The organism is Halalkalibaculum sp. DA3122, from assembly GCF_043951865.1.
Classification (GTDB): domain Bacteria; phylum Bacteroidota; class Rhodothermia; order Balneolales; family Balneolaceae; genus JAMQKA01.
Window position 1 is genome coordinate 32368 of the sequence record NZ_JBINJF010000013.1, and the last position, 23216, is coordinate 55583.

Consider the following 23216-nt stretch of genomic DNA (forward strand, 5'->3'; position numbering starts at 1 on the left):
GAACTTTTGGCTCCACCCCAGATCTTTTTTTCCGTTTGATTTTGGATACTGAAAAAACAAAATAACCTGTTTGAAGAACTTGACGGCCGATTTAAGTTTCTGAAAGCTGTTCTCCAATTAGCTCACGGGAGTTATCCACATTTCAACAATTGATGCTGAAAATGGAATAAAAACCGCTGAAGGCCTGGAATTTTCCATCGATCAGTACAGGAATAAATTCCAGTTTATTTCAGCTTTTAAACTGTCTGGACTTAATGATATTTGGAATGATCCAATATCGAGAAGCCCCGGGGACCCACCCTGTTATTAATGAGTGGAACCAAATGCATCTCCCCGTCCTCGAAATGAGGTACTATACTCCAAAAGACAGGAATCAGAATTATAAAATCAAAAACATCTTCTGCATGGTTACAAATACAATGAGCAAAGCCCTACCTCGTCAATGAGCCCCTCTTCCTTCTCCGGTTATAGTCAGAAGAGGGGGCTGCATAAATAACGTTGTAAGCGGTTAGAACGTATACTGCGCCTTCAGTGAAAAGCCCCGTCCCCTGGTTCTGTAGCCGTTGATTTCGGTATAATCGGAATCGAAAACATTCTCAATTTTGCCGATCACGGAGAGCTCCTCTAACACGTTGTAGCGCAGGCTCAGATCAGACACATTGTAGCCATCCACCTCGGATAGATCCAGCGCGCCGTAGTAACCGGGACCGAGCGCGGAGCTGTAGAACACATCATCCCGCTCACCCACAAACCGGCTGCTTGCACGGATGCTCAGCTTGTCAGTCGCCTGCCAGGTGGCATTAATATTTGCCGTAATGCTCGGGCGTCGGGTCAGTGATCCAATCTCTTTCTCTGAGGTCACGAACTCCCCGCTTTCATAGATCTGAACGTGGCTGCCATCGGTGTACTCCCCGTCAAGGTTGGCGGGACTAAATTCCAGCGTAGAATGCGTGTAGGCCAGGTTGCCACCCAGCGCCACACTGCTGCCGAGGCGCGTTTCCACACCCAGCTCAACCCCATTGACGGTCTGTGCAGAAGCGTTCATGTACGTGTCACCCCGGTAGTCCATCGAGCCGAGATTCTCAACGGCCTTATCCCCATTCCACAAATAAACGTATTCAATCACATTATCTACGTTGGTGCGAAACAGCGACAGGTTGATCTGCACGGCCGAACTGATCGTCTGCTTCCATCCCAGTTCGTACGAGATGGAGGTCTCCGGCTCCAGTGTGTTGTTGCCACGATTGGTAACATAGCCGGTCGAGGTGGCCGGGGAGTACAGCTGATAGAGCGACGGGGCATTAAACCCGGAGGTTAGCGCACCATACACCAGCGCAGAGGGCGAAAGCTGCACCTTGGGATTGATCTCAAATGTAAAATGACTGCCAAACTCGTTGTGGTTCACCAACCGGCTGCCCAGTCCCAGGCTAAACGGCTCCAGGACCTCACCGATCAATTTACCGCCTAATTCTGTGTGAACAAACACGTGGTTAACTGTCTCTTTCAGATCGAGAGAATCCAGGTCGGTTTCAGATTCAAAGTTAAAAGAACTCAGGTAGGTATAATTTCGCGTGCTCATGGTCTGCTGGGTATTGCCGATTCCCACGATCCCCGAGACGCCACTGGTCTGAAAACCGGCGGTCAGCTCGTTTTCCCAGAGCGTACCCTCTGCATTGGTCTCGGTATAGCTGCCGTCGTAATTTCCGGCCTCATCTGTTATGGAAGAATCGTTGACCACATCGCGGGCCAAGTCCGAATAGGCCCCATTGTACTGCAGTTCAATATTGTTCGAAAGCTCCAGTGAGCCGCCATAGGTGTAAAAATCACGCTGAAAATCGGTCTGGGCGTCGCGGGCATCGCTGAAGGCGCCCTGGTCAATGTCGCTGGTCTGATCCGCACGCCGGTAGGAGGCAAACACCCCGTAGGTCTCAGTCCTGTACCCCAGCTTTCCAGACAGGTCCAGCTTATTAAAATCGTCTCGATCCCGGGGATTAAAGTCCGGCGGATTCTGGACGGTGTCGATCGTTGCATCCAGCCCGTTGGTGAGTCCCTGGGCAATGCCAAAATCCGCATAAAACCCACCCCGGGACGAATAGTTCAGGTCCAGCTGATTGCCGGTGGAGTAGGTTTTGCTTCCAAAAGTGCCGTGACGCGTGCTGATATTTCCACTAACGCCGGGCGACTCCTGCCCGCGGGTAATGATATTGATAACCCCGCCGATGGCCGCCGAGCCATACAAGGTGCTGTGAGAACCGCGGACGATCTCAATCCGCTGCACGCGGGCCAGCGAAAGCTCGGACAGATCGATACTGTTGGAAGCGGTTGAGGGGTCGCTGATACGCACGCCGTCAATCATAACCACCGAGTGGCTGCTGTTGGCATTGCGCAGGAACACATTTTGCAGGGAACCCGGTGTTTGGCCGATGCCCACCAGGTGCATGCTTTGCTGCTCCGCCAGCAGCTCTCCCACGCTGTAAACGTTTGCGTTGCGGAGCTCCCGGCTGGTGATGACTGTCACATTACGGCCCACGCCCTGGGGAGATTCCGCCCACCGGTTGGCGCTGATAATAATTTCATCCAGCTGATAAGTCCCGGTGGTATCGATTTGGGAAAAAACTGAAAAAGGTACCGCGAACAGGAACAACAGGACCGCAAGCCCTGCGTTGCGTTGAAATGAGAATTGCATGATTAAACTATATTTAGGTTACAAATGATGATTAAATACATCATTCGCACCTTTGGGAAGTCCAGAAGGGCATAAATACCGGTATAGCGCACCGAATATTTATTCTTCGCTTTTCTCCCGAAAGCTACGAATGCAGATGCACTGGCAGGTCTTCTGGCTTATCCCGATCATTCGCCCCTTCCCGCCCGTTTTCCCTTTTGCAAAAAAAACGGACAGTGGTTATCAACGAATGATCCTAAACCCTGCAAGCAGGGCTGGGAATTACAGCATCGGGGAATGCTCCGGACTCTTCCACCAGTTGACATGGGGAAACACCGGATTCCCTTTTAATCCCACTTCACAAAACGGAAGCAGGGAACCAATACACTCGCAAAAGATACAGGCTCCATCGTATAAATCAAAAGAAATGTTGATACCATTCTACCTAAAAGGATGCAGCTACCGACTACATCAAGCGAACACTTGAAAAGCTATATCTTTTAAAAAAATGAATGGATCTAAAGAACTGCAGCTGATGTCCTGAACGATACAGAAAGGCGACTGCCGGGCAATTCAGGGACCTCTATTTCTAGCCTGTATTTCTCACAATAATAAAGTCTGAATTCGTGTAATGCCTTGACAGGAAGCAAGTTACCTTAATTCTAAGGCTGGAATAAATTTCACAGTGTGTAGCAGGCTACGAAATAGTCCCGCCTGCTGCGTTGAAGTTGGAAATCGCCTTGCACACGAACCAATTTCCTGGTGAGAAAAGCAGGCTAACGCGATATAGCGGTAACATTTAGATGAAATCTGACAACTGCATGAACAGCCATCGATTCATCACATCCTGCGCTGATATTCCGAATCTATATCCAATATTTAGTTACAGCCGAAAATTCTTTATACTTGATTCATGTTTTGAACCCATGGTAATGGATGAAGTACAGATCATCATTATCTGAATCTGAATCAACGCTGACCAACTTATCCTCTTTTGAAGATTGTAATCATCGGTGCCGGGGAAATCGGGTATGACCTTGCAAGCTTGCTCTCCAAGGAGAAGCATGATGTCATTGTTCTCGATCGTAACAAGAACGCCCTGGACAAGGTGACCGAAAACCTCGATGTGCTTTGCCACGAGGGGAACGCCACCTCTGCCAAAGATCTTGTCGATGCCGGCGTCAAGGATGCGGATATTACCATTGCGGTGACCAGTATCGACGAGGTGAACATGATCGCCTCCATGCTCAGCAAACGCCTTGGCACCAACATGGTAATTGCCCGGATCCGCAATGACGAACTGTCCCGGCCCAACTCCCCGCTGAAGCCCACCGACCTGGGAATCGATGTGATGATTCATCCTGAACTTAGCGCCGCCCAGGAGATTGTCCAGCTCATCAAACGCTCTACCGCCACCGATGTGATCAATCTCGCCGACAACAAGATGCAGATTATCGGGCTGCGGCTGGAAAAAAACTCCCAGCTTGTGGGAAAAACAGTCAGTGAATACGCCCGGATGTTCCCTGATATCACCTTCCGGGTAGTCGCAATTGCCCGTCGGGGCCTTACCATTATCCCGAGCGGAACAGTCCGCCTGCAGGCTCTTGACCAGGTTTTTGTACTGGCTCAGACGGAGTCTATCCCCGAGGTAGTAAAAACAACCGGCAAAATTGAGACCGAAATTAGTACTATTATGATTGCCGGGGGAACGCCGGTGGGTGAGATGGTGGCCCGGCTGCTCTGCGACCAGGAAAAAAGCTGGACGATCAAGCTCATTGAACCGGATTACGACACGGCCGTGCAGCTGGCACAGGACCTGAAGGATGTGCTGGTGCTCAACGGTAACCCGACCGATCCCGACCTGCTGGCTACCGAGGGTATCTCCGACACCGACGCTTTTATCTCCGTCACCGATGATGAGGAGTCCAATATTATCTCCTGCCTTATGGCCAAACACATGGATGTTAAAAAAACCGTGGCACTGGTTTCGAAATCCGACTATATCCCCCTGAGCCAAACCATCGGGCTGGATGCGGCCATCAACAAAAAATCTGCCGCTTCCAATGAAATCCATCGTTATGTTCGGCGGGGTCGCGTTATTTCCGTTACCGCCCTGCAGGGGATCAAGGCAGAAGTTATTGAGCTCCAGGCAGCCCCCAAGTCAAAGGTTGTCAAAAAGCCGATACAACAGATAAACTTCCCAAAAGGCTGCGTAATCGGGGGAATTCAGCACAACGGGAGCGTGGAGATAGCGACCGGCCAGTCGCAAATCAAAGCCAACGATCGGGTAATCGTTTTCTGTCTGCCCGAGGCTGTCGAAAAAATCACTACGCTTTTTCAATAATGGCGAATTCCCGGTCACAAATAAGTCGCAGCCTTAACCGACCCAATATTGATATTCTGACGGTACTGGGTATCCTGGGTTCTTTTGTTTTTTTTCTTGGTTTTGCCCTGCTTATTCCCATTGCCATCGACCTTGTCTATGAGGGTACAACCTGGCACTCTTTTCTCTATTCGGCATCCATCGCCTTTATTGTGGGAGGGGGGCTGTATTACCTGTTCAAACCCAAACAAGAGCTGCGTATTCGCGAGGGATTTCTGATTGTGAGCCTCACCTGGCTGTTTCTATCACTGGTTGGAGCCCTCCCCTTTTTCATTTCCGGGGTAATTCCCAGTTATACAGACGCCGTATTTGAAACAATGAGCGGTCTTTCAACCACCGGGGCTACCATTTTGGGAGGCACAGCCAGCGACGGTACTGTCAATCCACAGATAGAAGCGATCCCGCGCAGCATGCTGTTTTGGAGATCGCTGGCGCACTGGCTGGGCGGCATGGGCATTATCGTACTCTCCATCGCGATCCTGCCGTTGCTGGGAATCGGTGGCATGCAGCTTTTTCAGGCGGAATCGCCCGGTCCCACCACTGACAAGCTCACCCCGCGGGTACAGGAGACGGCCAAACTTTTGTGGGTGGTATATGTAGCGTTTACTGCAGCTGAATTTCTTCTTCTTTGGGTCCATCCGTCAATGGACTGGTTTGATGCGCTTAATCATGCATTTGCGACCCTGGCGACCGGCGGATTTTCCACCAAAAATGCGAGTATTGCAGCTTTTGATTCGGTCTACGTCGATCTTGTTATCACGCTGTTCATGTTCCTGGCGGGCATTAGTTTTGCCCTCCATTTCCGCCTGCTCAGAGGCGATACGAACTCATTTTTCCAAAACCGGGAGGTCCGCTTTTTTACCCTGGTAATACTCGGGGGAACGCTTGTTGTCAGCTTTTCGCTCGTTATGTTCAACAGCTATTCCCTGGGAGAAGCCCTGCGGTACGGCTCATTCCAGGTGGTATCTATCGTCACGACGACCGGTTTTGGCACCAGCGATTACGAGCTGTGGTATCCGCTCGGGGCCTTTACGCTGTTTCTGCTCTTCTTTACCGGCGGCTGCGCGGGATCTACCAGCGGAGGCATTAAAATGATACGGTGGCTCATCATCCTCAGAAACACCATGCGGGAGATTAAACAGATTATCCATCCCAAGGCGATCCTCCCCATACGCATCGGGGATAAAATTGTGGATCCCAATATCCAGCGTACCGTACTCAGCTTCTTTATTTTCTACATACTTATTTTTGGGATGGGAACGCTCATCATCTCCGCCTTCGGCTACGACCTGCTTTCCGCCACTGGAGCCAGCATCGCCTGCCTGGGTAATATCGGGCCGGGCTGGGGAGCATTTGGCCCCACCAACAATTTTGCCCATGTCCCCTACCTGGGCAAATGGGTGCTCATCATGCTGATGATGATAGGCCGACTCGAGGTCTTTACCGTACTGTTGATATTTACCCCCACCTTCTGGAAGCAGTAGGAACTGATGAATTATAGAATTGTTGAATTACGGTTTGAAGGGAGATTTTGATTAGGGAATGGAAGTACTATTTGTCTCAGACTTCTGATCGCTTTTAATTCAATTTACCTTGACTCGAGATATGATTGGTCCCAAAATCAGTTTATCGTTCTGCTTTTCCAGCCAGCGAAGTTATGTCGTTTTTTCCTCTTTCAAAAATAAACAGCAATTGGAAGTATTCAGCCAGAAATCACATGGGCTTTTGCTGAATTCTTAAACCGAGTTCACCTCACATTACATAATTCAGTAATTCAACAATTCCTAGAACTGTATCCAGTTTTTATCTTCGAGCCACTGGATCAAGGCCGGTAGAAAGGTTACGGCTGTGAGCCAGGTCATACCGATGCCGATAACTGCCATTGTACCGAGCGACTGAAGCCCCGGGTGCGTGGTAAAAAGCAGGCCGGAAAAGCCCAGCATGGTAGTCAACGAGCCGACTGTTACATGCTGGCCGGTGCTGGAGAGTACCTCCCACATGCTGTTGCTGCCTTCATCCCGGTAGCGGTGCGCCAGGTGCACGCCGTTATCCTCCCCGATTCCCAGGATGGCCGGGAGCACCACCAGGTTATAGAAGTTGAACATCATTCCGGTCAGCATCATAATACCAAACAGCCAGAGCAGTCCCACAACCAGCGGCAGCATGCCGATGATGGTCCACCGCAGGGAGCGGAACGAGAAAAACATCAGCAGGAACACCATCGTAAAGGTGGCCCCCACCATCCAGGGACTCTCGTTGCGCATCAGTTCCAGCATTTCTGCTGCAATGATAGAGGTGCTGGCGGCATAAAATGTTTTGCCGTTGTCCAGAGTTATTTGACCGACATCATTTTTAAAAGCGATCGACTGGCGACCGTCTGCAAGGCCCACGCTCGGGTAGGCGATCACAAAATTGCCGATCTCCCCGTCTTTGTTTACAAACTTGCTTTTTAAATAGTCGGGAATGTCACTTATGTCGAGGGGACTGCGGGTTTGGGCCGCCCGGCGCAGCTTCTCCAGTTGCGGGTCTTCCTGGTCCTTGATAAAGGGGTCATTCAGCAGCTGCCTGATCTCCGCTATCTTCCTCAATTTACTGGTGGCCGAAGAGTCGGTCGGGGGAAACCGCTCTTGCAGAGCTTCCACATCCAGGATGGTGGGACTTGTGGTATCAGTACGCATTTTCTGGCGGAGCTTTTCCAAAATCTGCACTACCTCTGTCTCGTTGTCAGCCAAAATGTACGCGGGGTTCCGTTTTTCGCCGTCAAACACCTTGCTCTGCACCTGGCGGAACTGCTCATACTCAGGAAATTCCGGTTCCAGTTCTCCAAAGTCATATTGAAAGCGCAGGTGCTGGTTGTTCCAAATGACGACTGCGGATACCATCAATCCCAAAACTACCACTGTACGAGCTATAGGAAACCGGTTGAAAAGTCCGGACCCGGAGGTTGAAGTTTGCTGGTCCTCGTTCAGCAAAATCCACCCGTATCGTTCAAAGATCACAAGCAGGGAGGGAAGGATGAAGAGCATGCAGAACAGGGCCAGCATGATTCCCGTACCGGCGATAAAGCCAAATTCCGAGAATCCCCTGAACTTGGCCAGTACCAGTACAAAAAGGGAAAATGCAGTCGTAAGCGCGCTGACCATGATCGCCGCACCCGTCTTGTTGTAGGTTGCTTCCAGCGAATCCAGAATGTTCATTCCCGTCGACCGTATTTCGATGTACCGGGCATAGAAATGGATTCCATAATCGATCCCCATCCCAAAGAGGATCACAAAGAGCACCGAAGTCATGGTATTTAACATACCGAGCACAAAATAGGTGATTCCAAACGTCCACAATAGGCTGATCAGCAGTGGAATACCGATGACCAGCACCGGCACGGGCAGGCGGATAAGGTGATGCCAAAAACCGTGATTTTGCTCGTGGCTGCTACCCCTGCGGTAGCGGAAATATTTTTTACCGAAGAAATAGACCATCACCAGGATTATGACGCTGGAAATGCCGGAGGCGAAGCTGTTGAAGACATCACTCATTATTGAGTTGATCTCCTCCAGGTGGCGTTTCAGGCGTCCCCCGTAATAAATCTCCATCTCACTGTTATATGACTGGGGATTCATTTCGGCCAGCAGCGAATCATATTTGGCAAACATATCCTCGAGATAGGTCAGGTCACTCTTGGAGCCGGTCGGAAAAAATTTAACGACCATGACGGTGCTATCTTCACTCACGGGATATTCGGAGGGGATCAGGGATGCATAGCTCTCCTCGAACCGGTTGAGCTGCGTGCTGTCGGCAGCTGACTCCTCATCATCTTCTTCAAAGTCGATCAGAAAGGGATTGGCCTCTTCCTTGGCCGCCTGTATTTCGTCTTGCAGATATTGGCGAATATCCTGCAGCTCCCGGCCCGTTGCGAAATAAAGCGCATTATCCTTGAGGAGTTCAGTCTCCTTTTTGAACTCGGCCCGCTCAAAAAAGTAGTTATCGGTGCGCTCGTCGTAAAGCTCCAGGCTTTTCTGAATAAGATCTTGGGCAAACCTCTTGTTGTCCTCAAAACTGGGGGACTGAATAGCCACCTGCATGTCCGTTTCTCCACCGACGGAATTTTGCAGCCGCTCCAGAGCCTGAACATGCTCGTTCGCTTTGGGCAACAGGTTGGCAATATCGGTGTCAATCCTCAGCTGCAGCGCATAATAACCGGAAATTGCGGCCAGCACCACTCCTATGATAACCACCCAGTACGGGGACCGATAGTTTTGCTGAAGTAGCGGACGTAATAAATTCAGAAGTTTATCCATCAAATAGCCAGTTGCTCAAATTTGCTGTAGCTCCAAAGAAGCCAATAATAAGAATTTCATAGTAATAAAGTTAGCCTCGGGCCGGGTAGATTCTCTCAATCCTGATATTCTTTTCGTGAAGGCCCGGCAACAAAACATCATTCAACGCACATTGCATGAGAAATCATTCATTCAACAAAATGGGTCAGCACCTGCCGGTGGGAAGTGAGATCCGGATCCCAAGTTATTCAGCTTTTTTCAGGATGATGTCGTCGTAGTCAGCAATGGACTTGGAATTGGTGCTGTCACCGTCGCTTAAGATAAGAATAGCGATGGGTGTTGCCGGGGGATCGTCCCCGAACAGCCTTCGGTAATCCTCTACGATATTGCGTTCAAAAGTGACCCACTCTCCCATTTTTTCCGGGCCCGACTCCACTACCACAATTTTCTGGTTCCCGAATAATTTGGAAAGCTCCTCTCCCTCGGGCACCGTCGTGCTCCAGGTATAACGTATGGTCTTCGGTACTTTTTTCACCAGTGCAATCCGGCCGATATCAAAGACAACGTAAATGCTTGCGGCCACATCATTGTGATCGCTGCTGTTTTCATTTCCGCCCTCCGGCAGCTTTTTAACCCGCCATTTCCAGCTTAACACCGGGTGCTCATAAATATCGACATTGGGCCGGTTCAGCAGTGGAAAGTTCAGGTGGCGGGCATCGGTGTGGGCATAGTGCAGGAATTTATTTCCAGCTTCTTCCCTGATGGAGTAGTGGAATAACTTGCTCTCCTCCGGGTGAACCGCCTTCCGCTTGCCGTCCCGGTTGTACCACTCCGATGGCAGCCCTCCAACCGGGTCGTCCTCAAACTTGTCGATCAGCAGCGCCCCCTCGCTTGTTGTCTCTAGTGGGGGCAGCTTCTTGTCAATATCTTGTCCTTTTGCCGAACCAAAGGTTAAAATAAGTAAGAACAGTACAATAATGGGGTTCTTCACGATAAAATATTTCAACTGCAGATCTCCTTTATTAAAACTTTCAACAATACTGTATATTTGCTGTTCATAAAAACGCCATTAGGTATCTCATATTTCAATTTAATCGGCAGCACAGTTTACATGTCTGAAACTACAGATTCAATTTCAAATCGAAAGAACAGTACCCGGCCAAAAGTCAGCTGTTTAATGGTAACAGCTAATCGTAAACACTTGATGAAGCGTTCCATTTCATGTTTCAACAATCAAAGTTATGCCAACAAAGAGCTGGTAATTGTTGATGACGGCGAGCAGGATCTCTCCGAGGCGCTGGACGCCGTGCCCCCCGGGCAGCTGAAATATTTGAAGCTGGAACCTTCTGACGACAATACGCTGGGAAAACTTAGAAATATTTCACTTGAACAGGCCACCGGGCAGTACCTTGTGCAGTGGGACGATGACGACTGGTATCACCCCGACCGCATCCTGATACAGTCGGACTACCTGGACAAGGGATACGATGCCTGTTGTCTTTCCGGTGCGCTGATGCACCTGGATACCCCGGAATATCTTCACCACCCCTATGTTGGCAAGCTGCCGGAGGGGATACCGGGCAGCATTATGCACCGGAATGATTCCTCGGTCCGCTATCCCCACACGCGGCGGGCTGAAGATACCGTTTTCCTGAAGGAATGGATGGATCGAAAATACATACAGCTACCCGACCGGTATTCCCACCTGTTTATACGCTGCTATCATGGAAGTAATACGTGGGAAAAGGATCATTTTCTTCGCCGCATCCGCAATTCTCCGATTGACCTGCTGGCCTATATCTGGCACAAATTCATCCGTGGAAACCTGTTCAGTCATCCCAAATTTCAGCTTTCAGAACAAGAAAAAGAGGCTTTTGCGATGTACCTGGAAGAATCCCAGAAGTTAGGACTGGTCCAGTCGGCATAGCGATATCCATTGAGATGACTCGTGAAATACCGGGTCTTCGAAACCCTTTTATCTGTGAATATCTGTGGCTAATTACTTCACTAATTTAGCGGTAGTGACACTAATAAATATTGTATTCGGCGCCGATGCTCAGTCCCAGCCGGTCGGTGGCATAGAGTTGACCGACATCAACTGCCAGCCCGGCCCGAAGCTGCAGATGCTCATATCCCGGAAAAGAAACCGAACTGCCGAGATATATTGAATGATTGACCTTCTTGAGCTCTTCCAGAGGGCGGTATTTCCCGTAGGTCGTATGTTGCCGCGGCGGGGGCAGCGTTTCAATAATCTGGTCTCCCACCGTTCCGTAGTTCCGGCTGTAGGTATAAAACGCCTTCCACTCGATATGAGGCGTTATAAATCCACGGCCTCCCAAGTGGTGCGCGACAACGATGTTGTTATAGATGGGCCGGTAATTCGACCCGTCTGTCAACAAAAGCGGATTTCCAAGCACCCTGTTTTTATAGGTCCACCCACTGGGATAAAAACTGTTGTTGTAATAACTGGCGGTGCCCCGGGGTTCGAAATCAAAAGCGTCCTGCCGCTTGGTGTTCAGGTGCTCGTACAGTAGTGCTTTTACCAGCGGGTGTTCGGCCTTCCGGACGATTCCGCCCCCCCACATGCCATCCCAGGGACTGCGAAAGCGGGTGGAGACTTTATCCTCAAGGTAAAAGAGCCGGTAAAAGGTGAGGCGGTACCGGTCCAGGCTGATCCGAAGGTTGAAATCGTAGGCCGCAACAGAGTTGCCGAGTGCATTCGAGACCTCCCCCCTCGGGGCGTTTGAATCCTGGTCGGCCCCTTTTGCAAGCAGCACATGCCAGAAATCGGAAAACGAGCTCGGCTGCTGCCCTCGCTCGGGATGCAGCCCGCCCCATTGCACGTTGTGGATGATTCCCCCGATTACCTCCAGCATCTTGTAGTTGATCTTCAGATAGAGATATTTCTGATGAAGGTACGAGTTTTTCACATACCGGGAATCTTCAAACCACCCGTGGCTTATGTAGGAAGAGAACTGCAGATGCCCCCGGGTAAGAGGGAGGTCAACAAAGCCGTCGGTATGGAGCGCCAGCTTGGGCACCGGTTCCGTATTGCGGCTGTACATCATGGAGCCGGACGAAAGAGGGTGATAATTCATGCCGATTGGATCCTCAAACTTACCGGCCCGAAACCGTACAAACCGGTAATTCAGCGTGGCTGACAGGGTATGGATGCCCAGTGTCGACTCCTCGGCGGCCCGCCCCATCAGCCGGCCGGAGGTCTGCAGGGACAAACGGTCTCCATTCACTAACGGTTGCTGAAATTCGGTATACAGCAGACTGTTGGCGGATCGTTGATCGTATATTCCCAGTTTATTGGCATGCAGCCAGAACGGCAGTTCCGAATCAAAACCGGACAGGTTGGTATTGAACTGCGTACCAACTGAAAAATATCCATCTCCAGCGTTGGTTTGCTGTGCCTGAATTCTTGTACCTGCAATCGTGAAAATGATCGCAAGAAATAACACAACGTAGTAATGGTAGCGCATGCAGTCGAAGTTTTTTTGAGATTATGAAAAGGTTTTGTATTCCTGTAGATCTTCGTCGTCGGGCATGGTCTCTACCGCCGACTGGCGGGCCGATGTAAGTAAAAAGGAGATCCCCCCGATCAGCTTTTGCAGGATCAGGTTCGCAGTCAATATACCCACGAGCTCCTGCTCCGGTACCCGAACGAGATCCGACATCTCCAGCGCCAGGTTCACATAAAGCACATCCTGGCTGGGCAGGAACGGGATACGCGTTGAGAGTATTTGTACAGCCATAAGGCTGAACCAGACGGCCCAGGGAATATCGGGCTTAACCAGGGCATACTGCAAAATCTGGAGCAGATTGGTAATCAGTAGCCGAACGGTATAGATGGAGGAGATCTTGACGCCCTCTGCCAGCGAAACTGACAGGATATAGCTTCGAAACTTGTATCCCATAAAACCGAGCAGCAGCAGTCCTGCCAGCACCAGCACGTAGATGTAGCTGTTATCAGCATTGGGCAGGTAATCAAAGGGATTGAGATACCCCTGCGTAAAAAAAAAGATCAGCAGGACGATGGAAACAAAGGTCGATGATATGGAGGACAGGATGTTGTTGTCCTTAATAAAGTGGAGGGCTTTTTCAGCGGGTATGTTAAGTTTTTTTTTCGCCCAGAAAAAAAGATAGACCTCTCCTGAATACCCCAGGACATCGGTATTCAGCACTTTTTTTTGCACAAAAATCATAAATGCCCGCATCGGCTTGAAATTCCAGCCGATGCCGTAAATCAGAATCTCGGAGAGTGGCAGCGAAAAATAGATCGCAATAAATATCAGGTAAAAAAGCGGATCCAGCGGCAGAGATCTGATGACCGTGCTGAACCCGATATCGTAGAGCTTGTAAAAAAGATACCCGATGATACCGGCCTGCAGGGTGTAACGGGATATTTTTTGTAAAACCGATTTCCATCTACCGGTTTTATCACTGGTTGGTGCCATGTTTAAGCTTACTGTCAGTCTGAATCAATTCTTTCTTACCGCTAGTAAGCAGGTGCCAGGTCTTTTCGGCAAACTCGTAGAAGGGCTGTTTTTGATGATACCAACCAAAGTGAAGAAGATATGGCGTCGCTTTCAGGTAATCGCCTTTGCCGGGGATGAGAGAAAATAGTTTGGTCAGCAGACTTCGCAGCCATTTCGATTTAATGCCCCGCAGGTTATATACAAATCGGTCGCAGTAGTAGGTGCAAACCACGTATTCAAAGTCGGGATCGTGGGCCGTGTAATCGGCAATATAGTCCAGTTGCGGGCTTGTATGCCCCTGCAGCCAGGGAAATATGGGGACATTCAGTTTAGACATCGCCATTGCGATGCTCCATTCGCAGGACTCCTCGCTGCGTCCCTGTTCCAGGGTGCGGCTCCGAAAATGTGTTTCTCTTTTTCGTTCGAGCATCTTCTGGGCCAGCTCACACACTTTTTTCGTCAGGCTGAAGTCCTGAGCGTAAATCATCCCGGTCTGCACCCGGCTCAGATAGGTCAGCCCAAAATGCCTGAGCGTACGTTGTCGGCGCCTCAGCAGAATATCCTTCACTACCCCTATATTTTTGGGACCGCCAAAAAAGTTATCCGAAACCTGGGTCCCGGTCACCGTAAATGCGTAGGGCTTGAAAGACTGCCAAAGCGGATCCGGATTTTTACACCAGATCATATCACCATCCAAAAAGAGGTTTTTCTCAAAAAACAGATATTCGTGAATATTGTGTTTGAACCCGACAATAGAAGCGCGTTCAGGCTCGAGGATATGGATAACGTCAAAAACTTCGGTCAATCCATGCTCTTCAAGAATTTTTTTGTGCTTTTGCTCGCATACCAGCGCTACCGGGCGCTCCTCGTCATAACGGCGCAATGACACAACCGATGCGATTGCATGCTTCAGGTATTTGGGGTGCCCATAAGTGGCATACACATAGCCTTCGGGCGCTAACTTTTTTTTGTGGATTGATCGTAGCATTTATCCAGATTAATGAGCAAAAATATACAGTTAATAACGCTGTAATAAAACTTTACTTGGCTGCCCGCTTTTTAAGGGTGTCCAGCAAGTAATCGTACCCGCGTTTTCGGATGATGTTTTGGAACTGCCGCCGGTAGGAGTCGGCCGTGGAGACATCATCGATAGTCATATCCGTAATGACCCACTGCTGGCTCTCATCCAGAAAGAACATATCGTAGCTTACCGGCGTGCGTACATTTTCCAGGATGGCGATGGTGTTTACCCTGGCGCTATCTCCGTTGACCCTGATTGTATTATAGAGAACATCCGCCCGGTAGATATCCAGCTTGTTCAGGGATTGATCCCTGATAATAGTGGAAAAGTAATCAATAAATTCCTGCCGTTCCGTGGAACTCAGGGTATCATACGTTTCCTGCAGGGCATGTTCTGCCATAGCGGAGTAATCGATCACCCCGTTGATAATATCCTTTAACTTTTGCCGCTTTTCAGGGGTATACTCGGTGCCCTTGGGACCAAGCAGCTCTTTTATCTGCTGGTCGCGCTGATCCAGCAGGTTGCGGATTGCGGTACTGTCTCGCTGGGCTGCCACAGACATTGAACTGCTGATGAATAATACGGCCAATAAATACACTATTCTTCTCATAAAACTACTTAGCTGATTCTAAAGATGTTAGCGGAAGTCCGGCCGCGTTGTACAATTCGGCCATATCCTTGTTAAATTCAAAAACGCGCTGCTTGAGCTGTAAACGAAGTTCCAGCTCTTTCTGCATCGCATCAATAAGGTCTTTTGTTTCTCCTATACCAAAATCGTAGTCCAACTGTTCCTGCCGAAGCCAATTTTTACTGGTTACCAGTGCTTCATCCGTTTTATCCACCTTCACCTCCGAGATATTCGCATTCTTGTACCTGTCACTGATTTCCAGCATAATTCCATCAACGGCCGCGCTCTTTAAAAATTTTACCTGGCGGTGTTGAATTTTCCGTCGTTTGATATCCGTCTTGGCAGAGAAAAAATCCAGATTTTGTCGTATCCCTATCCCAATACCAGCCGAGGCGTAGTTGGTATTGTTGATGATAAACGGGTTGTCCTGCCGCGGACGGTTTGGTGTATTGGCGTAGCTGCCGGTTAGTCCCAAAAAAAGCATCGGAAGATTCTGCGCCCGGGTCGCCTTAATTCCATATTCTGCCGCCTCAATGCCGGCCTCAATGCCTTTTAATTCCGCTCTTTTTTCCAGGGCCTGTGACTTGTAATAGTCCAGTGTCTCAATCTTGTTCGCCACGGGATCAAGAAATTGATCGCCTGGAATATAAACGGTTTCGGGATCTGACCGGAGTACATAATTCCATACGTTCCTGATATACTCGATATTCTCTTTCACCTCTCCGGCCCGCATCGCAAACTCCGATTTAAACACCCTGAACTTGTAGACGTCGGTCTGATCAATATCGGAATCTTCCTTATTAACCTCCTCCTCAATCTGCTGCTCAATATCATCGATCTTACGCTGCGCCTCCTCAAGCAGCCGGTTCACCTCTTCGGAAAGAATATAGCTGTAGTAGAGTTCGAAAAGCCGCATTTTGAGCCCTTTTTGCTTCGACTGAAACTCATAATGGGCCGCCTCGGCTCCCGCTTTTGCCGCATCCACTGCATTGGTCAACGCTCCCCAGGCAAAAATCGGCTGAATTGCACTCACCTCGGCCCGGGTAAAGATCGCCCAGTTACTCCAGTCATTCTCCAAATTGGGGTCCAGGTACCATTCATCTTTGGGAAGGTTGGTACTGCTCTTCACGCCCGGAACAGTCCCGTGCTGGGTGTTTAACTCAAAACTGGGAAGAAACCGCTGCGAACGAGCCTGGTTTATCCGGTTTTCTGCCAGGTCTACGTTCTGACGCTCATAGTCGACCTGGCCGGAATGCTCCAGCCCCTGTTCTATAAAATCTCCGAGTGATATCTGAAGCGTGTCTTGTGCCACGGTAAATGAAGGCAAACCTATCAGGAAAATAAAAATGATTGAGGCTATCTGCAGGGGTATTCTTCTGTTCATATCATGGGATTTCTTATCATGAGAGTTTTGGACTTCAACGCGCTTGAATCCCTTTTATTTAAACAGGATTGCAAAACAAGAGTGCTGGATCCCTATAAAAGAAATAGCCCCATCCTTTGGGAATGGGGCTTTGTTTTGCGGAGAGGGAGGGATTCGAACCCCCGGAGACCATAAGGCCTCAACGGTTTTCAAGACCGCCGCATTCGACCACTCTGCCACCTCTCCTGAATCTCTAAATTATAAATTCCAATATTTCAAATTTCAATAAAATAATGTTGAACTGGAATTCCGGTTTGGACCCGACTTACGCCTCTTCAAGAGCCTGTGCTCCAGAGACGATTTCAGAAATTTCAGTGGTAATAGCACTTTGTCGCGCCTGGTTGTATTCAAGCTGCAGGTCACGTTCAAGTTCTTTCGCATTTTCCGTGGCGTTGTCCATCGCCGTCATGCGGGCACCCTGTTCGGCAGCATTAGATTCCAAAATTGCTTTCCAGAGCTGCATATTCAGGTGCAGCGGTAGCAGATCATCTAAAATGGACTCCACCCCGGGTTCATAAATATAATCTATTGATTCACTGGTATCTTCACCCGCAAGCTTTGACGGGTCGATCGGCAGAACCGGTTCTATGATCCGGTTCTGAGCGATTACAGACTTGAATTCGTTATATGCCAGATAGACCGCATCAATGTTACCCGCTTTAAAGTCAGCGACTACCTTTTTCATAACCTCAACCGGCTTTGTGTATTCGAGGTTGTCAAAAAAGTTGGAATCCTGGTGACTAAGCTCATAGCCGCGCTTGCCAAAATGCTTGGTGCCTTTTTTACCCAGCGTAATCAGGGAAAGATCTCCCTGTTCCCGGTATGTGCTAAAATCTTCCTCGATCGTTGCCTGTACCTTCTTAAACAGGTTATTGTTGAACGCACCGCAAAGTCCACGGTCCGAACTGATAACGATAAAGAGAACTTTTTCCGTCTTTTCCGGTTTTCTGAGAAGAATATTCTGATCACCGGCATTTTTCACCAGCCGACCCACAACCTCTTTCATTTTGGAGGCATACGGGCGGGTTTCGATGATCCTGTTTTGAGCTTTCCGCAGTTTTGCAGCTGCAACCATTTTCATGGCACGCGTAATTTGCTGCGTGTTTTTGATCGACTCAATTCGGTTGCGTATGTCTCGCAGGTTCGCCATGAATTAGGACTCTTCTTGTTCTTGAGTTGCCAGGATTTGATCGATTACGGTTCGAGCGGTGTCAACCAGCTTTTCGCCAAATTCGTCGCTGAGAACCCCCGAGGCCGCCAGCTCCTTCATCTGCTTGTCATATTTGGCGTTGACCGTTTCCATATAATTCTGTTCAAACTCTTCGATCTGATCCACTTTCAGCTTGTCGAGCAGGCCTTCATCATTGATTTTAAGCAGAGCAATCTGTTCTTGTACTGCCAGCGGCTGGTAGATATCCTGTTTCAACAGTTCCACCGTCCGTTCTCCACGCTTGAGCTGTCGCTGCGTGCTGGGATCCAGATCGGAACCGAACTTCGCAAAAGCTTCAAGCTCGCGGTACTGGGCCAGGTCCAACTTCATTGTTCCGGCAAGTTTTTTCATCGCTTTGACCTGTGCAGAACCACCGACACGAGAAACCGAGGTTCCCACATCAATAGCGGGACGCACGCCGGAGTTAAACAGATCGATGTCGAGGAAAATCTGGCCATCCGTAATTGAAATCACGTTGGTAGGGATATAGGCGGAGACATCACCGGCCTGGGTCTCAATAATCGGCAGTGCCGTAAGTGAGCCGCCCCCTTTTAGTTTGGGCCTGAGTTGATCCGGCACATTATTCATTTTTTGGGCCACTTCATCTACATCAATAATCTTGGCGGCCCGTTCCAGCAGGCGGCTGTGCAGGTAAAAAACATCACCCGGGTACGCTTCGCGGCCGGGAGGTCGCTTGAGCAGCAGGGAAAGCTCACGATAGGCGACCGCCTGCTTGGAAAGATCATCGTAGACTACCAGGGCGTGCCGTCCGGTATCGCGAAAATATTCTCCGATGGCCGCACCCGCAAAAGGAGCGATATACCGCATCGGAGCAGAAACAGAGGCGGGTGCAGATACAATCGTCGTGTATTCAAGCGCTCCGTGCTCTTCAAGGGTCTTGGCGATACCAGCAACCGTGGAGCCCTTTTGTCCGACGGCGACATAAATACAGTGAATCGGCTTGTCGGTATCCTGCGTTTCCTTCTGGTTGATAATCGTATCAACGGCCACCGAAGTTTTCCCGGTCTGACGGTCGCCAATGATCAGCTCCCGCTGGCCCCGGCCGATCGGGATGAGTGAGTCAATAGCCTTAATACCTGTCTGAAGCGGTTCCGTTACCGGCTCGCGGTAGATGACACCGGGCGCTTTTCGCTCCAGCGGAACACGGATCGTCTCGCCGGAGATAGGTCCCTTGCCGTCAACGGGCCGACCCAGCGGATCGATAACCCGCCCCAACACGCCATCTCCGACGTTGATCGAGGCGATATCGTGGGTCCGTTTAACTGTATCGCCCTCCTCTACGGCGCTGGTGGCACCAAAAAGAACGATACCGACGTTATCCTCTTCAAGGTTCAGTACCATTCCACGCATCGATTCTCCATCTTCGCCCCTGGAATCCGGCAGTTCCACCAGCTCTCCGGCCTGTACTTTTGACAACCCGTATACGCGTGCGATACCGTCCCCTACCTCGAGGACCGTACCGACATCATATACATCCGCTTCGTTGTCAAAGCCGGATAGTTGTTTTCTTAAGATTGTTGATACTTCGTCAGGTCTTACTTGACTCATTGGTGTTAATTACTTTAATAATCGAATTTAAATTCTACTCTGCGGCCGTGCTTAACAACGACTCTTCCAGCTGCTCCAGCTTATGCTTAATTGTGCCATCAATGACGGTATCATCGATTCTGACCGCCAGCCCACCTCTCAGCGACTCATCAACCGAAAGCTGCATATTCACCCGTTTGCCGGTCTTGGCTTCCAGGGTTTTGTGAAGTGAGCTTTTTTGGTTTTCCGTCAACTCCCGGGCGGCATAGACATCTATTTCGACAATACCTGCGTATTTATTGTACTGCTCAATAAAAGCCTGCGTAATCGGGTACAACAGGCCAACTCGATTTTTACGTGCCAGCAGTTTTATGAACTGCCGAACAACCTCCTGAACCTTTTCTCCGAAGATTTCATCCAACGCTTTCGCCTTGTCATCAAACTTTATAATGGGGCTCTTTAGGAAGAGTTTTAGCTCCCTTGAGTCTTCAATAGTACGTTTGATGAGCTCTATATCATTGAGTATCGCCTCCACATTCTCCTGCTCCTGGGCAATTTGCAGTAGAGCCGAGGCGTATCGTCGGGCTGCTTTGGTGATCATCGGTTAGTTTTTAGAGATATCTTCGATGTAGTTATTGACCAGATTGCTGTTTTTCTCTTCATCCAGCTCGGCTTCGATAATCATTGAGGCAGATTGTACGGCCAGCCTTGCCACTTCATCACGAAGTTCAAGCATGGCGCGTTTCTTTTCCTGTTCAATGGTTTCGCGAGCCTGCTCCAGAATCTGAGCAGCTTCTTCTTTCGCTTTTTCTATCCGTTCGGAACGGAGCATTTCAGCTTCCTCAATGGCCTCTTTGCGGATTTTCTGGGCTTTGCTTTCAGCTTCACGGAGGGCCTTCTCATTGTCTTTTGAGATCTGCTCCGCCCGCTCAAGCGCCTTTTCAGCCGACTCAAGAGATTCCTTGATCCGGCTTTCGCGTTCGCTGAGAGCATCCATTATCAACGGGACAGCATATTTTGCCATTACGGCCAAAAATATTATGAGGGTAATGGCTACCCAGATGGCGAATCCACTGCTGAAGTTGAGGATAGCTCCGCCTCCGTTACCGGCTGCTATTATAAACGACATGTATCTCCGTTTTTAGGATTACGCAAAGAATACGAGAAGAATACAAACAATAGCGGCGATAAGTGCAACACCCTCAATAAGAGCGGCGGTAAGAATCATCGCTCCGCGGATATCACCTGACGCTTCGGGCTGACGAGCAATACTTTCTACAGCCCCTTTACCGATCATACCAATACCTACACCAGCGCCGATGGCTGCGATTCCTGCTCCAATTCCTGCTGCTAATAAACCCATAATTATGTACCTGTTTTAAGTTTTAATTTAGGTTGAAGTTATGTTCATGAGTTAAAAAAAGATCTTACGCGTGGGCCTCAACACCCTCTTCATGGTGGTGTTCTTCAGCGGCCATGCCTATAAAGACCGCTGAAAGCAGGGCGAAAATGTACGCCTGCAATACACCCACAAAAGCTTTCAATACATACAGTGCCACCGTCAGCGGTACCACCAGGATACTGGACCCAAGCCCTACAACAGAGCCGAAAAACTCCGTAAAGATAAATATCAGGCCAAGTATACATATAATCATGATCTTTCCAGAAAGCATGTTCGCAAACAGACGAACGGCCAGGGCCAGCGGCTTGGTGAACAGGCCTATTATCTCGATGGGAGTCAATATAATACGCATCAAACCGGGAACGCCGGGAAACCAAAACACATGCTCCCAGTGATCTCTGGACCCGTTCCACTGGGTAATAAAAAATGTGAACGCAGCCAGCACTCCGGTTACCGTAATATCAGCCGTAGCCGTTACCCCCCAGGGCAACAGGCCAAACAGATTCATAAATGTAATGGAAATAAAGACCGCAAAAAGATAGGGAACAAACTTTTCGTATTTATCATCAGGTATATTGTTTTTCGCAATTTCATCCCTGACAAATACAAACGTAATTTCAAACAGGTTCTGGAACCAACCCCGGGGTTCGGTCTCTCTACCCACACCCTTCCTGTAGCGGCGGGCCATGGCGATTGTCAGCCAAAGCGTCAAACCAACACCAAACCAGAAGTACATAAGGTGAGAGGTAATAGAAAGATCAAGCGTTATCTCCCCTCCGCCGGCGGGAACCAGCGTGTGGCCCTGCTCTGCAAAGTTGCCCGACTCAACAGCCTGCCGGGTAGAACGATAAAAATGCCACTGCCCATCGACCAAGAGAATACGAGGCAGCTCCAGGTGATAACCGGCCAGGTCCAGATAGTGATGATCCTGAACCTTTCCAACCACATCAATCGGAATATCCTTCGACTCTTCTTCGGAATGCTGTTCCTGGTAGGCCCTGAGAGAGGAAGTAGCAAACAATAAAATCAGTACAGTTAGCAGGGGGCGATGCAGGCTCTGTATCATCTAGTTTTCGTGTCGATTTTCCAGAATTTTATTAATAAAAATGATCTCGATTACAGAATGGAGAATATAAGAAATAATGAAACTAATGGTAAATAAAATTTGATCAATTTTTAGGTATGCCAAAACAAGGGCAAAACATACCAGCACCAGCATAAAGCGGAGGGTAATGGAACCGAAAAAAAGGGTGAGAAATTTTTTCTGATCGTCCAGGTTAATCTTCCGAACCAACAGAAAGTTGCTTGCCACAAAGGTAAAACTCAGCAGGTAGCCTGCGACCAGGGCGAGCGCCGAGGGAGCCGGGAGAGCCCAAAAAAAGAACGCCAGAAGCACTACGCCCGCCGCCCCGATGGACAGCAGTCTCCTGAGGTAATTGTCAACGAGTGTATCGAGCAAGACTATTTCTGATTATTTAATCGATCCGCCAAACGAAAAATAACGATCATTACATTGACAATCCCAATTAAACATCCTGCGAGTACCAGCCACGGTGAACTGTTAAAATAGTCATCCAGCCAGTACCCGAGGACGATTGGTAAAAGAATAGCGGCAGCTATTTCAGCTCCCAGCGAAATATATTGAGTATATTTGGAAAATGTATTGTTTTGACTCAATATGATTATGAACAGAGGTGATAGCTTATCGCGTTTCTACCGCTTTCAAGTTGGACTCAGGATAACTTCGCTCCTCCAGGTCAATGGAAATGGTCGTTGCCTGCTCCCCCATGCGGCACGCCCCGTTGATCTTGGCTCCTTCTTCCACCAGCAGGCTCTTGGCATAAATATCACCGTTGATTACCGCTGACTTCCGAAGGATAAGTTTATCGGTGACCCGAATCTCCCCATCCAGGGTGCCTGCAATGTCGGCATCCACGGCCTTGATATCTCCGTCAATGCTTCCGCTGGAGGAGATAATCAGTTTTCCTTTTGCCTTGACGCCCCCCTCCAGGGTCCCGGCAATTCGTATATCATTTTTGGTTTTTAACGTACCTTTTAAATGTGTGCCCTCGCTGATCATATTTACCGAAGGCATCTTATTACCGGTTGAGTTGGTTTTCATGGTCCTTGCCGTTGATTTTTTTCGTCCGTTACTGCTAAACATAGATATTTCAGCTC

20 protein-coding genes, 1 tRNA gene and 1 riboswitch are annotated in these 23216 nt (G+C 49.3%); of the genes, 3 read left to right on the forward strand and 18 right to left on the reverse strand.

Annotated features, from left to right (window positions below):
• Positions 1-508: 508 nt before the first annotated feature.
• Complete coding sequence (locus ACG2F4_RS10395; RefSeq protein ID WP_395260479.1) at positions 509-2686, reverse strand: TonB-dependent receptor plug domain-containing protein; 2178 nt, start codon at positions 2684-2686, stop codon at positions 509-511.
• A 125-nt stretch (positions 2687-2811) separates the two neighbouring features.
• Positions 2812-3064, reverse strand: a riboswitch (cobalamin riboswitch).
• A gap of 595 nt (positions 3065-3659) precedes the next feature.
• Between ACG2F4_RS10395 and trkA the strand changes: the two genes are divergently transcribed.
• Entirely contained in the window at positions 3660-5009 is a 1350-nt protein-coding gene (gene trkA / locus ACG2F4_RS10400) for a Trk system potassium transporter TrkA (protein ID WP_395260482.1), read from the forward strand.
• A complete protein-coding gene (locus tag ACG2F4_RS10405; RefSeq protein ID WP_395260483.1) occupies positions 5009-6532 on the forward strand; it encodes a TrkH family potassium uptake protein in 1524 nt (507 codons plus the stop codon). Before trkA ends, ACG2F4_RS10405 begins: the two co-directional genes overlap by 1 nt.
• A gap of 300 nt (positions 6533-6832) precedes the next feature.
• On the opposite strand, the gene ACG2F4_RS10410 is transcribed toward ACG2F4_RS10405, so the two are convergent.
• Both ACG2F4_RS10410 and ACG2F4_RS10415 read right to left on the reverse strand, forming a co-directional pair.
• Positions 6833-9343 carry an RND family transporter gene (locus tag ACG2F4_RS10410; protein WP_395260485.1) on the reverse strand — a complete coding sequence of 837 codons (2511 nt, stop codon included), beginning with the start codon at positions 9341-9343 and terminating at the stop codon, positions 6833-6835.
• A 223-nt stretch (positions 9344-9566) separates the two neighbouring features.
• Entirely contained in the window at positions 9567-10328 is a 762-nt protein-coding gene (locus tag ACG2F4_RS10415; RefSeq protein WP_395260487.1) for a DUF3047 domain-containing protein, read from the reverse strand.
• A 171-nt stretch (positions 10329-10499) separates the two neighbouring features.
• Between ACG2F4_RS10415 and ACG2F4_RS10420 the strand changes: the two genes are divergently transcribed.
• Complete coding sequence (locus ACG2F4_RS10420) at positions 10500-11249, forward strand: glycosyltransferase family A protein (RefSeq protein ID WP_395260489.1); 750 nt, start codon at positions 10500-10502, stop codon at positions 11247-11249.
• A 100-nt stretch (positions 11250-11349) separates the two neighbouring features.
• Here ACG2F4_RS10420 and ACG2F4_RS10425 read toward each other — a convergent pair whose 3' ends face one another.
• The 15 genes from ACG2F4_RS10425 to ACG2F4_RS10495 form a co-directional block, all read right to left on the reverse strand.
• Positions 11350-12810, reverse strand: a complete 1461-nt coding sequence (locus ACG2F4_RS10425; RefSeq protein ID WP_395260491.1) for a capsule assembly Wzi family protein — start codon at positions 12808-12810, stop codon at positions 11350-11352.
• 21 nt (positions 12811-12831) lie between these two features.
• Positions 12832-13785: a hypothetical protein gene (locus tag ACG2F4_RS10430; RefSeq protein ID WP_395260493.1), complete on the reverse strand. Its 954-nt coding sequence runs from the start codon at positions 13783-13785 to the stop codon at positions 12832-12834.
• The gene (locus ACG2F4_RS10435) at positions 13769-14794 is read right to left on the reverse strand and encodes a hypothetical protein (protein ID WP_395260495.1); all 1026 of its coding nucleotides are present in this window, start codon (positions 14792-14794) and stop codon (positions 13769-13771) included. The genes ACG2F4_RS10430 and ACG2F4_RS10435 overlap by 17 nt, the downstream gene beginning before the upstream one ends.
• Positions 14795-14846: 52 nt before the next feature.
• Positions 14847-15425 (reverse strand): phospholipid-binding protein MlaC, encoded by a 579-nt coding sequence (locus ACG2F4_RS10440; protein WP_395260579.1) that lies wholly within the window; start codon positions 15423-15425, stop codon positions 14847-14849.
• Positions 15426-15441: 16 nt separating this feature from the next.
• A complete protein-coding gene (locus ACG2F4_RS10445) occupies positions 15442-16839 on the reverse strand; it encodes a TolC family protein (RefSeq protein WP_395260497.1) in 1398 nt (465 codons plus the stop codon).
• Positions 16840-16977: 138 nt separating this feature from the next.
• Positions 16978-17064: transfer RNA gene (locus ACG2F4_RS10450), tRNA-Ser, on the reverse strand.
• Positions 17065-17143: 79 nt separating this feature from the next.
• On the reverse strand, positions 17144-18028 hold the full coding sequence (gene atpG / locus ACG2F4_RS10455; RefSeq protein ID WP_395260498.1) for an ATP synthase F1 subunit gamma: 885 nt from the start codon (positions 18026-18028) through the stop codon (positions 17144-17146).
• Positions 18029-18031: 3 nt separating this feature from the next.
• Entirely contained in the window at positions 18032-19657 is a 1626-nt protein-coding gene (atpA, locus tag ACG2F4_RS10460) for a F0F1 ATP synthase subunit alpha (protein ID WP_395260500.1), read from the reverse strand.
• 34 nt (positions 19658-19691) lie between these two features.
• On the reverse strand, positions 19692-20237 hold the full coding sequence (atpH, locus tag ACG2F4_RS10465; RefSeq protein WP_395260502.1) for an ATP synthase F1 subunit delta: 546 nt from the start codon (positions 20235-20237) through the stop codon (positions 19692-19694).
• 3 nt (positions 20238-20240) lie between these two features.
• Positions 20241-20765 (reverse strand): F0F1 ATP synthase subunit B, encoded by a 525-nt coding sequence (gene atpF, locus ACG2F4_RS10470; protein ID WP_395260503.1) that lies wholly within the window; start codon positions 20763-20765, stop codon positions 20241-20243.
• A gap of 18 nt (positions 20766-20783) precedes the next feature.
• Positions 20784-20999, reverse strand: coding sequence for an ATP synthase F0 subunit C (gene atpE / locus ACG2F4_RS10475; protein ID WP_310683858.1), 216 nt, complete (start codon positions 20997-20999; stop codon positions 20784-20786).
• A gap of 64 nt (positions 21000-21063) precedes the next feature.
• Complete coding sequence (gene atpB / locus ACG2F4_RS10480; RefSeq protein WP_395260506.1) at positions 21064-22104, reverse strand: F0F1 ATP synthase subunit A; 1041 nt, start codon at positions 22102-22104, stop codon at positions 21064-21066.
• Positions 22105-22497, reverse strand: coding sequence for a hypothetical protein (locus ACG2F4_RS10485; RefSeq protein WP_395260508.1), 393 nt, complete (start codon positions 22495-22497; stop codon positions 22105-22107).
• A 2-nt stretch (positions 22498-22499) separates the two neighbouring features.
• Positions 22500-22715, reverse strand: coding sequence for an AtpZ/AtpI family protein (locus ACG2F4_RS10490; RefSeq protein WP_395260510.1), 216 nt, complete (start codon positions 22713-22715; stop codon positions 22500-22502).
• 25 nt (positions 22716-22740) lie between these two features.
• Entirely contained in the window at positions 22741-23160 is a 420-nt protein-coding gene (locus ACG2F4_RS10495; RefSeq protein WP_395260511.1) for a polymer-forming cytoskeletal protein, read from the reverse strand.
• Positions 23161-23216: the final 56 nt, after the last annotated feature.

Bases quoted from the DNA above. Each gene is read 5' to 3' on its own strand.
- ACG2F4_RS10495 (WP_395260511.1), bottom strand. From the start codon at position 23,160: ATGAAAACCAACTCAACCGGTAATAAGATGCCTTCGGTAAATATGATC.
- ACG2F4_RS10435 (WP_395260495.1), bottom strand. From the start codon at position 14,794: ATGCTACGATCAATCCACAAAAAAAAGTTAGCGCCCGAAGGCTATGTG.
- ACG2F4_RS10430 (WP_395260493.1), bottom strand. From the start codon at position 13,785: ATGGCACCAACCAGTGATAAAACCGGTAGATGGAAATCGGTTTTACAA.
- atpG (WP_395260498.1), bottom strand. From the start codon at position 18,028: ATGGCGAACCTGCGAGACATACGCAACCGAATTGAGTCGATCAAAAAC.
- atpB (WP_395260506.1), bottom strand. From the start codon at position 22,104: ATGATACAGAGCCTGCATCGCCCCCTGCTAACTGTACTGATTTTATTG.
- atpE (WP_310683858.1), bottom strand. From the start codon at position 20,999: ATGGGTTTATTAGCAGCAGGAATTGGAGCAGGAATCGCAGCCATCGGC.
- ACG2F4_RS10445 (WP_395260497.1), bottom strand. From the start codon at position 16,839: ATGAACAGAAGAATACCCCTGCAGATAGCCTCAATCATTTTTATTTTC.
- ACG2F4_RS10405 (WP_395260483.1), top strand. From the start codon at position 5,009: ATGGCGAATTCCCGGTCACAAATAAGTCGCAGCCTTAACCGACCCAAT.
- ACG2F4_RS10420 (WP_395260489.1), top strand. From the start codon at position 10,500: ATGGTAACAGCTAATCGTAAACACTTGATGAAGCGTTCCATTTCATGT.
- atpH (WP_395260502.1), bottom strand. From the start codon at position 20,237: ATGATCACCAAAGCAGCCCGACGATACGCCTCGGCTCTACTGCAAATT.
- ACG2F4_RS10395 (WP_395260479.1), bottom strand. From the start codon at position 2,686: ATGCAATTCTCATTTCAACGCAACGCAGGGCTTGCGGTCCTGTTGTTC.
- ACG2F4_RS10425 (WP_395260491.1), bottom strand. From the start codon at position 12,810: ATGCGCTACCATTACTACGTTGTGTTATTTCTTGCGATCATTTTCACG.
- atpF (WP_395260503.1), bottom strand. From the start codon at position 20,765: ATGTCGTTTATAATAGCAGCCGGTAACGGAGGCGGAGCTATCCTCAAC.
- atpA (WP_395260500.1), bottom strand. From the start codon at position 19,657: ATGAGTCAAGTAAGACCTGACGAAGTATCAACAATCTTAAGAAAACAA.
- ACG2F4_RS10410 (WP_395260485.1), bottom strand. From the start codon at position 9,343: ATGGATAAACTTCTGAATTTATTACGTCCGCTACTTCAGCAAAACTAT.